The 12,166-nt window shown below is 71.2% G+C and carries 9 protein-coding genes and 1 rRNA gene; all 10 read left to right on the top strand.

The genetic code is table 11. From position 1 onward, the window contains the following. The first annotated feature begins 18 nt into the window (after positions 1-18). Positions 19-135, top strand: a 5S ribosomal RNA gene (gene rrf, locus VET29_RS26490). Positions 136-236: 101 nt separating this feature from the next. Next, positions 237-3,440 carry a hypothetical protein gene (locus VET29_RS26485; RefSeq protein WP_324925207.1) on the top strand — a complete coding sequence of 1,068 codons (3,204 nt, stop codon included), beginning with the start codon at positions 237-239 and terminating at the stop codon, positions 3,438-3,440. Between the two features lie 29 nt (positions 3,441-3,469). Then, positions 3,470-4,342 carry an HAD-IIA family hydrolase gene (locus tag VET29_RS26480; protein WP_349256448.1) on the top strand — a complete coding sequence of 291 codons (873 nt, stop codon included), beginning with the start codon at positions 3,470-3,472 and terminating at the stop codon, positions 4,340-4,342. A 4-nt stretch (positions 4,343-4,346) separates the two neighbouring features. Further along, on the top strand, positions 4,347-4,529 hold the full coding sequence (locus VET29_RS26475) for a hypothetical protein (protein WP_324925209.1): 183 nt from the start codon (positions 4,347-4,349) through the stop codon (positions 4,527-4,529). A gap of 3 nt (positions 4,530-4,532) precedes the next feature. Next, on the top strand, positions 4,533-5,339 hold the full coding sequence (locus VET29_RS26470; protein ID WP_324925203.1) for a TlyA family RNA methyltransferase: 807 nt from the start codon (positions 4,533-4,535) through the stop codon (positions 5,337-5,339). After that, positions 5,336-6,229: an NAD kinase gene (locus tag VET29_RS26465; protein WP_324925200.1), complete on the top strand. Its 894-nt coding sequence runs from the start codon at positions 5,336-5,338 to the stop codon at positions 6,227-6,229. The genes VET29_RS26470 and VET29_RS26465 overlap by 4 nt, the downstream gene beginning before the upstream one ends. A gap of 60 nt (positions 6,230-6,289) precedes the next feature. Next, on the top strand, positions 6,290-8,080 hold the full coding sequence (gene recN, locus VET29_RS26460; protein ID WP_324925198.1) for a DNA repair protein RecN: 1,791 nt from the start codon (positions 6,290-6,292) through the stop codon (positions 8,078-8,080). A 550-nt stretch (positions 8,081-8,630) separates the two neighbouring features. Continuing rightward, positions 8,631-9,815 (top strand): putative cytokinetic ring protein SteA, encoded by a 1,185-nt coding sequence (steA, locus tag VET29_RS26455; protein WP_324925196.1) that lies wholly within the window; start codon positions 8,631-8,633, stop codon positions 9,813-9,815. Beyond that, positions 9,812-10,753: a copper transporter gene (locus tag VET29_RS26450; protein ID WP_324925194.1), complete on the top strand. Its 942-nt coding sequence runs from the start codon at positions 9,812-9,814 to the stop codon at positions 10,751-10,753. The genes steA and VET29_RS26450 overlap by 4 nt, the downstream gene beginning before the upstream one ends. A gap of 168 nt (positions 10,754-10,921) precedes the next feature. Further along, positions 10,922-12,166, top strand: a 1,245-nt coding sequence (locus VET29_RS26445; RefSeq protein ID WP_324925191.1) for a CTP synthase, incomplete at its 3' end; no start/stop codon positions are given.

The raw sequence follows: 12,166 nt of genomic DNA, 5'->3' as shown, positions 1-12,166 counted from the left end.
GTGGTTGTTTCATAGTGTTTCGGCGGCGATAGCGGTGGGGAAACGCCCGGTCCCATTCCGAACCCGGAAGCTAAGCCCTCCAGCGCCGATGGTACTGCACTCGCCAGGGTGTGGGAGAGTAGGACACCGCCGGACATACTTCGCAAGAGGCCCTCCGTACCCCGGAGGGCCTCTTGGCGTGCCCAAGTGTTCAATAGAGGTAGCGGGCCCCCAAGCCCCGCAACACAGGAGGAACAGTGTCGGACCGCAACCGCGACGAATCTGAGAGCGGTGGCGCGCGTAACCGAGACCGCGACTCCAACCGCCGCGACCAGGGTGGGGCACACCGGGACCGGGGCGGCTATCGCCCCACCAGGGACCGCGACACCCGCGGCTACCAGGGCCAACAGGACCGCGCACGCCAGAGCTACCGCAACCGCGACGACCGCCCAAGCTATGGCGGCTCCCGAGACGACCGCCCAAGCTACCGCAGCCGCGAAGATCGTCCCAGCTACCGCCAGTCCGACCGCCCCCGCCCCGACCGCGACGACCGCGGCGGCTACCGCCCGGACCGCGCCGCCGGCGGCGGCTTCGGCCGCTCCCGAAACACCGAAGACCACCGCAAGAGCGACCGCGACCAGGGCAAGAGCTTCCGCGACCAGAGCAAGGGCTACCAGGGCGACCGCGAAGGCTACCGAGGCAACACCGACCGCGAGGGCTACCGAGGCGGTGCCGACCGAGGCACCTACCGCGGCAACAAGGATCGCCCCGACCGTCCAGGCCGCGACTTCCGCCAGCAGGACCGAGACACCCGAGGCACCTTCCGCCGAGACCGCGACGACCGCCGAGACTCGACAGGCAACACCGCGGGCCGCCCAACCGGCGACCGCAACTACCGCGACAGTCGCGACAGTCGCGGCCAGTCCAACGACCGCGCCCCCCGCCCCACTCGCGACAGCCGAGACAGCGGCGGCTACAAGGGCAGTGGCGGTTATAAAAGCGGCGGTTATAAAAGCGGCGGTTACAACGGCGGTGGCTACAACGGCGGTGGCTACAAGGGCGGTGGCTACAAGGGCGGCGGCTACAAGGGCGGCAGCAGCTACCGAGACAGCGGCAGCTCCCGGGACGGCGCCGGTTCCCGCGAAAGCGGCGGCTACCGCGACCGCCCCGACCGCAACCACCGCGATGACCGCAACCGCGACGACCGCGGCTATCGCCCTCGCGACGACCGCGGCACCGACAACCGTGGCTACCGCCAGGACCGCTCCGCCGGCGACCGCGCCCGAAACGACCGAACCGGTACCGACCGCGGCCGGGACAACCGTGGCCGCGACGACCGAGGTTACGACCGTGGCCGCGACGATCGCGGCTACCGAGCCCGCAGCGACCGCCCCGACCGCACCGACCGACCGGATCGCAGCGGCGGACGCGATGGCAGCAGCAGCCGTGACGGTGCCGGATACCGCAATGATCGCCCCAACCGCGGCCAGGACGACCGCGGCCACCGCGACAACCGACCCCAGCGTGACGATCGCCGCCAGGACGACCGCCGCGGCCAGGACAACCGAAGCCAGCGCGATGACCGCGGCTGGCGTGACAACCGTGGCCAGCGCGATGATCGAGGTCAGCGCGGCCGGGATGATCGCACCCGCAGCGGGGACGCCGGCTCAGAACGCACCGGCTATCGCCCCAACCGCTTCCGCGACGACGACTCCGCCGGCGACCGCTCCTCCGGTTACCGCCCCGCCAAGCGAACCGACCGCGACGACCGTCCCAGCGGCTACCGCACTCGCCAGGACGACCGGTCCAGCTACCGAGGCACCCGCGACGACCGCGACGACCGTGGCCGCCAAAGCCGTGACGACCGCTCTCCGAGCTACCGCGACAAGGACCGCGACAGCCAAGGCCAGTCCCGCCCCAATGCGGATCACCCCAACCTCCAGGCGGATGACTCCGCTACGGACGCGCCTGTCCAGGAACCAAAGAGCGGCTTCGCCCGGCGGAACCACTACCAAGCCAGCACCGGCGGCGAAGGCCGCTCGAACGGCTACCGCCAGCGCGACGTCCCGTCCGACGACGCCCCCGACCACAACACCTCGGGCAACGACACCTCGGACAACTACATCCCTGACTACGAGGACGTCACCGCGGCAGACGAGTTCGACCCGGGCAATGCCCTCGCGACCGACGAGCCACCGACCACGCCCGACCCAACCGGCGTCGAGGCGCCCGCTCGTCCGGTGACCAGCGAGACCACGTCTGATACCGACGCCACGGCAGACGTGTCGGACGCGGTGCCCGCCAACGAGGACGCCACCGGCTCGGCGATCTCCCACTCCACCGAGGAGCTGTCGGGCGTCGACGAAACCGTCGCCGATGAATCCGCCGCCGAAGGGAACGCCGCCGAAGGGAACGCTGTCGAGGGGAACGCCGCCGGAGCTGACGGATCCGCCGATGAACCTGCCGACGAAGGCGAACCCATCGGCGAACCCGCGGGCGAGTTCACCGGCGACACCTTGGGTGACACGGAGCACGCGGACAAGCCCTTGGCCACTGAGGGATCCGCCGTCAGTGCATCGCACGCCGAAGAGTCCCCGTCAGCCGCCGCTGACGTCGAACCCGCCCGCGTCGAACCCGCCCGCGTCGAACCCGCTGGCGACGAACCCGACGCAGGCATACCCGACGCAGGCGAACTCGACGAACCAACCGGCGCCGGCCAGCACACAGAAGAGCCGGCCGCCGCCTCGGAAGCCCCCGAAGCCCCCGGCGCCGACGCCGTGTCGCACGCTGGGCGTCGGGACGGTGAGCCGGAGCTGCCCGACGACATCTCGTTCAGTGACCTCGACCCGGATGCCCGGCGCGAGCTGAAGAGCCTTTCCAAGACCGTCGCCGAGATGGTCGGGCGGCACCTGGTCGCCGCGGGGCTGCTACTCGACGAGGACCCGGAGCTGGCTCTCGCGCACGCCCGGTTCGCCCGCACTCGCGCGTCCCGTGTCGCCGTCGTTCGGGAGGCTGCCGGGATCGCGGCCTACCACGCCGGTGAGTGGGCCGAGGCGCTCGGTGAGTTCCGCGCCGTCCGTCGTATGACCGGCTCTCAGACGCTCCTTCCCGTGATGGTCGACTGCGAGCGTGCACTCGGCCGCCCCGAGCGTGCCCTCGAGCTCGCGACGGAGGCCAGGGACCTGCCGCCGGACGTCACCATCGAGCTCAAGATCGTCACGGCCGGAGCACGCCGGGACCTCGGGCAGCTCGACGCGGCGGTCGTCGCCCTTCAGGGGCCGGACCTCGACCCCAAGCGTCGGGACCCGTGGAGCGCGCGCCTCTTCTACGCCTACGCCGACAACCTTCAAGCCGCCGGTCGTACCGACGACGCCATCCGTTGGTTCCTCAACGCCGCGGAGGCCGACCACGACGAGGAGACCGACGCCGCCGAGCGGGCCACCGCGCTGAGTGCCTCGTGAGTGGAGGGCCCTCGAACACAATGGCGAGCATGAGCCTCCTCAAGGAGTACGACGCCCTGCTCTTCGACCTCGACGGCACCATCTACCGGGGCGAGGAGCCGGTGCCGGGTGCCGACCGTGCGGTCGACGAGGCCAGGGCCAACGACACCAAGGTCCGGTACGTCACCAACAACGCCTCCCGGGGCCCCGACGAGGTCGCCGGTCACCTGACCGACATCGGCATCAGCGCGACCCCGGACGAGGTCAGTACCAGCGCCCAGGCCGCCGCCTCGGTCCTCGCCGAGAAGCTGCCGACCGGTGCGACCGTACTGGTCGTCGGCTCCGAGGCGCTCGTGCACGAGGTCGAGCTCAGGAACCTCACCACCACGCGCAAGCACGGCGCCGCCGTCCAGGCGGTCGTTCAGGGCCTCAGCAAGGACACCAGCTGGCGCGACCTCGCCGAGGCGTGCCAGTCCATCCGCGCCGGCGCGCTCTGGGTCGCCTGCAACGTCGACCCCACCCTGCCCACCGAGTTCGGTCCCCTGCCGGGCAACGGCTCGCTCGTCGCCGCGCTTCGCACGGCCACGAGCACCGAGCCGGTCGTCGCCGGTAAGCCGGCCATCCCGCTCATGGACGAGGCCCAGCGGTCGGCCGACGCCAAGAACCCGCTGGTCATCGGCGACCGTCTCGACACCGACATCGCCGGTGCGGTCGCTGCCGGGCTCGACTCGCTCCTCGTCTTCTCTGGCGTGTCCACCCCGCAGGACCTCCTCGACGCGCCGGTGGACATGCGTCCCACCTACATCGGCCACGACGTCGAGGCCGTCACCCGACCAGGTGTCCGCATCGACCCCGCCAAGGACTGGTCCGACGCGGTGCGTGAGGCGCTTGCCCGCCTCGGCCCCGAGCATGAAGTAGCGTGAAAGCGTGCAGTTCGACACCGACCAGACCGCCGAGGTCGACACGACCGACGTCGACACGACCGACATCGACGAGGCGATCGCCGGCACCGAGAACCTCGACACGGTCACGCTGACCGAGCACGTCGCCCGGTTCGACGCCGTGCACGTCGCGTTGAACGAGGCCCTCACCAGCATCGACACGGACTGACCCGTGCCGAGGAGGACCCGGCTCGACGCCGAGTTGGTGCGGCGTGGCCTCGCCCGCTCCCGCGAGCACGCGTCACAGCTCATCGCGGACGGCCGCGTGACCGTCCGGGGCACCGTCGCCGGCAAGCCCGCCACCGCCGTCGAGACCGACGCGGCCGTCGTGGTCCGCGAGCTCGACGACGACCCCGACTGGGCGTCGCGGGGCGCCCACAAGCTCATCGGCGCGCTGGACAGGTTCCCGATACAGGTGACCGGCCGCCGCTGCCTCGACGCCGGCGCGTCCACCGGCGGCTTCACCGACGTCCTGCTGCGCCGCGGCGCCAGCCACGTGGTCGCCGCCGACGTCGGGCGTGGGCTGATGGTGTGGCGGCTGCGGACCGACGAGCGCGTCACGGTGCTCGACAAGACGAACGTCCGCGCACTCACGCCGGAACAGACCGGGGGACCGGTCGACCTGGTCGTCGCCGACCTCTCGTTCATCTCGCTGCGGCTCGTGCTGCCCGCCCTGCTCGCGTGCACCGCCGATGACGCCGACCTGGTGCCGATGGTGAAACCGCAGTTCGAGGTGGGCCGGGACCGCCTCGGGTCCGGCGGTGTCGTGCGGGACCCCGCGCTGCGGGCCGACGCGGTCCGGTCCGTGCTGGCCTCCGCCGCCGAGCTGGGGCTGCGGGCGCACGGCGCGGTCGCGAGCCCGTTGCCCGGACCGTCCGGCAACGTCGAGTTTTTCATATGGCTGCGTCGCGGGAACCCGCTCGACGAATCAGCCGTAACCGAGATCGTGGAGATCGCTGTTCGAGAGGGGCCGCAATGACCGCACGTGAGGTGCTCCTCGTCGTGCACACCGGCCGGGTGGACACCCGCCACGCCGCCGAGAAGCTCGCCGGCTGGTTCGCCGACGCCGGGATCAGGCTTCGCGTGCTCGAGCGGGAGGCCCCCGACCTGGACCAGTCCTGCTACCAGCGTGTCGTGCCGGCCGGAACGAAGGCCGCCGAGGGCACCGAGCTGGTGTTCGTGCTCGGCGGGGACGGCACGTTACTGCGTGCCGCCGAACTGGCCCGGCCCGCCGAGGTGCCGGTGCTGGCCGTGAACATGGGCCGCGTCGGCTTCCTCGCCGAGGCGGACTCCGACCTGCTCGAGGAGGCCGTCTCGCAGGTCATCGCGCAGCGCTACGAGGTCGTCGACCGGATGACCGTCGACGTGACCGCGTCGCTGGGGGACCGGCAGCTCGCGCGCACCTGGGCGCTCAACGAGGCCAGCGTGGAGAAGAGCAGCCGCGAGCGGATCCTGGACGTGCGGATCGAGGTCGACAACCGGCCGGTGTCGTCGTTCGGCTGCGACGGCGTGCTGTGCGCGACGCCGACGGGGTCCACGGCGTACGCGTTCTCGGCCGGCGGCCCGGTGGTCTGGCCGGACGTGCAGGCGCTGCTGGTCGTGCCGAGCAACGCGCACGCCATGTTCGCGCGGCCGCTGGTGGTGTCGCCGAAGTCGCGGCTCGCCGTCGAGGTCGACCCCTCCGGGCATCCCGCGGTGCTGTGCTGCGACGGCCGCCGCACGTTCGTGCTGCCACCCGGCGCGCGGGTCGAGGTGGTCGGCGGGAAGATCCCGGCGCGGCTCGTGAAGCTGCGGCAGGAGCCGTTCACCGACCGTCTGGTGCAGAAGTTCGAGCTGCCCGTGCAGGGTTGGCGCAGCCCACGGGCCTGAATCGAACACACGGCCGCCCGGTGCGAGCTTTTGTCGGTGCGAACCGATAAAGTGCGCGCTGTGTTGGCCGAGATGCGCATCGAGGGCCTTGGCGTGATCGACGAGGCCACCCTCGAACTCGACCCGGGCCTCACCGTGGTGACCGGTGAGACGGGTGCGGGCAAGACCATGGTCGTCACCGGACTGCATCTGCTGTCCGGTGGCCGTGCCGAGGTGTCCAAGATCCGCGCTGGCGCGGGGAAGGCGTCCGTCGAGGGCCGGTTCTCCGCGCCGCCGGGCAGTGCCGCGGCCAAGGTCGCGAGCGACGCGGGCGCCGAGCCGGACGACGACGGCACCCTGATCGCGTTACGCAGCCTGAACGCGGACGGCAGGTCCAGGGCACACCTGGGCGGCCGGTCCGTGCCGGTCGGCGTGCTGTCCGACCTGTCCGAACAGCTGATCGCGGTGCACGGGCAGAACGACCAGCTCAAGCTGATGCGCCCGGCCGAGCAGCGGTCCGTGCTGGACCGGTTCGCCGGCGAGGAGCTGGCCGGCGTGCTGGCGGAGTACCGCAGGGTGCGCGAGGAGTGGGTGCGGGTCAGCACCGAGCTGACCGAACGGAGCGCCCGCTCGCGCGAGATGGCCCGCGAGGCCGACCTGCTCAAGCACGGTCTGGCCGAGATCGAGGCCGTCGACCCGCACCCCGGCGAGGACGACGAGCTGCAGGAGAAGGCCAAGCGCCTGGCCGACGCCGACCAGCTGCGCGAGGCCGCGACCGGCGCGGCGTACGCGGTGTCCGGCTCTCCGGAGGGCGACCCGGACCTACCGGGTGCGCTCGGCCTCATCGCCGACGCCAGGCACCGCCTGTCGGGCTCGGACGACCCACGGTTGCGTGAGCTGGAGCCGAGGCTCGCGGAGGCGGAGGCGTTGCTGGTCGACGTCGGGACCGAGCTGAGCAGCTATCTGGAGTCGCTGGACGCGGACCCGCAGGTCCTGGAGCAGGTGCTGGCGCGGCAGTCGGAGCTCAAGCAGCTGACCCGCAAGTACGCGGCGGACGTCAACGGCGTGCTGGAGTGGGCGTCCAACGCGGCGGAGCGGCTGGCCGGGCTGGACACGTCCGAGGAGGCGCTGGCCGAGCTGGCCAGGCAGCGGGACGAGCTGGCGGTGACGCTGGCGGAGTGCGCCCGTCGCGTGACGGTCCTGCGCGTGGACGCGGCGGACCAACTCGCACAGGCCGTGACCGTCGAGCTGGGCGGCCTGGCGATGGGCCAGGCGGCCATCGAGGTGATCGTCAGTACCCGGTGGGCGGAGCCGAACGAGCCGCACGCGCTGCGGGTCGCCGGCGGCGAGGGCGGCGAAGCGCTCGCACACGCCGGCCCCGAAGGCGTGGACGAGGTGGAGATCCGGCTGCGGGCCCACGACGGCGCGATGGCGTTGCCGGTGCACAAGGCCGCGTCGGGCGGTGAGCTGTCCCGGGTGATGCTGGCGATCGAGGTGGTGCTGGCGCACTCGGATCCCGTGCCGACGCTGGTCTTCGACGAGGTGGACGCGGGCGTCGGCGGCCGGGCGGCGGTCGAGATCGGGCGCAGGTTGGCTCGGTTGGCGTCGTCGCACCAGGTGATCGTGGTGACTCACCTCCCGCAGGTGGCCGCGTTTGCCGACCGTCACCTGGTCGTGGACAAGCAGGCTGCCGGTGGGGTGACGCGGAGTGACGTGCGGCGGGTGGAGGAGCAGGATCGCGTGATCGAGTTGGCTCGGATGCTTGCTGGCATGGACTCGACCGAGACCGGGCGGGCGCATGCGGAGGAGTTGTTGGCTGTTGCGGCGGCGGACAAGAAGGTCACGCGGGGGAAGGGGCGGAAGCGGCGTTGAGGTTCGTCTGTGGGGCCTTTGGGGCCGCCGGGGGTGCCGGGCCGGGGGCCCGGGGGAGTGGGGCGCCTGGTTGGGTGGTGGGTTGATTGGGTGGGGCGGGTTGTTCTGGTGGGGCGTTGCTGGTTGGTGCCCTTCTCGGTGTCGCTTGTCTTCCAGGCGGGCTCATCGATGGATCTCGGCGTCAGTCAGCCTGGCTCCCGTCGCGTCGTCTTTCTGACATCCTTGCGGGCTTGCGCAACCTTCCCGGCTGATCTCAACCTTCTTGGCCACCTTTCTTGGCCGACTCGGCCCGTTTGCCGTTCCCTGCCACGCCTCTTCCCTCCCGGGATCTCGCCCTGGTGCCCGGCCGTCTAGTTCGTCATTAGCCCCAGGCCCAGCGTCACCACGCCGACCGTCAGATGCCCTGCGGGCCGTGGTTGGTGGCTGGTCGGTCAACCGTCCATCGTGAACTGTCCTAAGTGATCATTCCAGTTGGACTTGGTCACTCGGTCGGATGAAATTCTCGGCGTGGCGTACCTCGTCGCGCCGGTCCGCTTGTCACCATCGGCCCATGAAGCTCAACGGTCTTCTTGCTCGATCGACCCAGGCTCGGCCTGGGATCACGGGCATCGCGCGAGTCGACCGGCGTACCGGGGACCTCCTCCGCCGGATCGGGCCCGGCGACGTCGTCATTCTCGACCAGGTCGACCTCGACCGCGCCACCGCCGTCGCCCTCGTCGAGGCCGATGTCACCGGGGTCGTCAACGCCTCGCCCTCGATCTCCGGGCGGTTTCCCAACCTTGGGCCGGAGATCGTGGTCGGGGCCGGTATCGCGCTCATCGACGGTGTGGGACCCGAGGTCCTCCGGGTCGTCAAGGAAGGCAGCAAGGTTCGACTCCACGAAGGCGCCGTCTTCGTCGGGGACAAGGAAGTCGATCGCGGCGCGCGGCAGACCATCGAGTCCATCGCTGATCTGATGATCGTCGCCAAGGCCGGGCTCGCCGCGCAGCTCGAGGCCTTCTCCGCCAACACGATCGAGTTCCTGCGCCGGGAGCGGACGCTCATCCTCGACGGGGTCGGCGTGCCCGAACTGTCCGCGCCCATCCGCCACAACCAGGTGCTCGTCGTCGCCCCGGGGCGTGACCACGAGGTGGATCTCAAGAACCTCAAGCGTTACATCACCGAGCACCGGCCGGTGCTGATCGGCGTCGACGGTGGCGCGGACGCGCTGTACCGCCTCGGCTATCACCCACACGTGATCGTCGGCGACCCGGACGGGCTGGCTACCGAAACACTGCGAAGCTGTGCCGAGGTGGTCGTCCCCGCGCACATGGACGGGCATGCCCCCGGCCTAGAACGGGTTCAGGACCTCGGCATCGGCGCGGTCACCTTCCCCGCGTCCGGCAACGCCGAGGACCTCGCTCTGCTCCTCGCCGACACCCACGGCGCCGCCCTCGTCGTCACGGTCGGCTTCCAGGCCACGCTGCACGAGTTCCTCGACCGCGGCCGCTCCGGCTCCAACCCCTCCACCTTCCTGACCCGCCTCAAGCTCGGCAGCAAGGTCGTCGACGGCAAGGCCGTCGCCACCCTGCACCGCAGCCGCGTGTCCATCGGCGCGGTCGTGTTGCTCGTGCTCGCCGCCCTCGTCGCGGTGGTCGTCGGGCTCGCGGTCTCGGGCGTCGGCGCCGCCTACGCCGAGTGGTTCGCCGACGCCTGGCGCACCGGCACGAACTGGATCGGGGGACTCTTCGCGTGATCTCACTTCGATACCACGTCATCTCGATCGCCGCCGTCTTCCTCGCGCTCGCCGTCGGCGTGGTGCTGGGCTCGACCGCGCTGTCCCGCTCGCTGCTCTCCGGGCTGGCAGGCGACAACGAAGACCTGGCCGCCCAGGTCACCGACCTGCAGAACGACAAGAACGCCCAGGCCGCCCGCCTCGTCGGCGCCGACAGCTTCGCGACCTCCGTCGGCCCGCTCGCCGTGCAGGGTGTGCTTGCACAGCGCACCGTCGTGCTCATCACCACCTCCGACGCGCGCCCCGCCGACCGCGACGCGGTCAGGGCCCTCATCGCCAACGCCGGCGGCACGGTCACCGGCGAGCTCCAGCTGACCAGCGCGTTCAACGACCCGCGCAAGGCCGACCGGCTCAAGGACATCGTCGTGCGGCTGCTGCCCGCCGGCGTCCAACTGCCCGCCGCGTCTGACCCGGGCACCCTCGCCGGCGGCCTCATCGGCCCGCTCGTGTTGATCGGCAAGGAGGACAACAAGCCGCAGGCGTCCTCGGCGGAGACCACGGCGGCGCTCGCCGGGCTCACCGAGGGCGGTTTCATCAAGGCCGGCCAAGGACTTCAGCCCGCGCAGCTCGCCGTCGTGCTCACCGGTGGCGCCGCGGACGGCGACGGCGCGGGGGACCGGGCCGCGACGATCGCCCGGTTCGCCACGCAGGTCGACCGTGCCGGCGCCGGCACGGTCCTCGCCGGCGACGCGGGTACGGCGAGCGGCACCGGAGCGGTCGGCGTGGTCCGCGCGGACACCGCCGCGACCAGTATTCTGTCTACAGTGGACAACGTGCAGACCGCGGCCGGTCGCGTGGTGACCGTCCTGGCGCTCCACGAGCAGCTGGAGGGTGGCGCGGGCCGCTACGGCGACGCCGGCAACGCGCAGGGCCCCGCGCCGGGCGCTCCGCAACAGTAGGACCGCGCTGCGTGACGACACGCCACGGCGGGCGGGTGTCCGTCGTTCGGATCCGCGGCGCAGGTGATACGGTGAAACCCCGTGGAGAGTCAGGCGGGGAGCCCCGCTGCGAACGGCATCGCAAGTAACGGATTCGGGCCCAAGGCTCGGCCACGGGGGGCGTCCCTGGTGCAACACTCGCGTACGACCAAGTATGTGTTCGTGACCGGTGGGGTCGCATCCTCACTCGGCAAAGGTCTGACCGCGTCGAGTCTCGGCCAGCTGCTCACGGCTCGCGGGCTGTGGGTGACCATGCAGAAGCTCGACCCGTACCTCAACGTCGATCCCGGCACGATGAACCCGTTCCAGCACGGCGAGGTGTTCGTGACCGAGGACGGCGCCGAGACCGACCTGGACGTCGGGCACTACGAGCGCTTCCTCGACCGCGACCTCGCCGGCGCCGCGAACGTGACCACCGGGCAGGTGTACTCGCAGGTCATCGCCAAGGAACGGCGCGGCGAGTACCTCGGCGACACCGTGCAGGTCATCCCGCACATCACCGACGAGATCAAGGCCCGCATCCGCGGCATGGCCGAGCCGGGCGAGGACGGCAACGCCCCGGACGTGGTGATCACCGAGATCGGCGGCACCGTCGGCGACATCGAGTCGCTGCCGTTCCTGGAGGCCGCTCGGCAGGTCCGCCACGACGTCGGCCGCGACAACTGCTTCTTCCTGCACGTCTCACTGGTGCCCTACCTGGCGCCCTCCGGCGAGCTGAAGACCAAGCCGACGCAGCACTCCGTCGCCGCGCTGCGCAACATCGGCATCCAGCCCGACGCGGTCGTGTGCCGGGCGGACCGCGAGATTCCCGGCGGCCTCAAGCGGAAGATCGCGCTGATGTGCGACGTGGACATCGACGCGGTCGTCGCCGCGCCGGACGCGCCGTCCATCTACGACATCCCGAAGGTCCTGCACACCGAGGGGCTCGACGCGTACGTGGTCCGCCGGCTGGGACTGCCGTTCCGCGACGTGGACTGGACGGTCTGGGGCGACCTGCTGACCCGCGTGCACGATCCCAAGGAGACGGTCCGGATCGCGATCGTCGGCAAGTACGTCGACCTGCCGGACGCGTACCTGTCGGTCACGGAGGCCCTGCGTGCCGGCGGGTTCGCCCACCGCGCCAAGGTCGACATCGTGTGGGTCGCGTCCGACACCTGTGAGACCCCGGCCGGCGCGGCCGCCATGCTGTCCAACCTGGACGGCGTGCTGATCCCCGGCGGGTTCGGCGTGCGTGGCATCGAGGGCAAGATCGGCGCCATCGAGTACGCGCGGATCAACAGGATCCCGGTGCTCGGCCTGTGCCTCGGCCTGCAGTGCATGGTGATCGAGACCGCCCGGCACCTCGCGGGCATCAAGGACGCGAACTCCTCGGAG

Origin of the sequence: Actinophytocola sp., assembly GCF_035634895.1 — a bacterium.
Taxonomy (GTDB): domain Bacteria; phylum Actinomycetota; class Actinomycetes; order Mycobacteriales; family Pseudonocardiaceae; genus Actinophytocola.
Note: the sequence above shows the minus strand (reverse complement) of the source record. Positions and strands in the feature narration are given on the sequence as shown.

Excerpts from the sequence above, each read along its gene's own strand:
- VET29_RS26480 (WP_349256448.1), top strand. The coding sequence starts at position 3,470 with ATGAGCCTCCTCAAGGAGTACGACGCCCTGCTCTTCGACCTCGACGGC.
- VET29_RS26465 (WP_324925200.1), top strand. The coding sequence starts at position 5,336 with ATGACCGCACGTGAGGTGCTCCTCGTCGTGCACACCGGCCGGGTGGAC.
- steA (WP_324925196.1), top strand. The coding sequence starts at position 8,631 with ATGAAGCTCAACGGTCTTCTTGCTCGATCGACCCAGGCTCGGCCTGGG.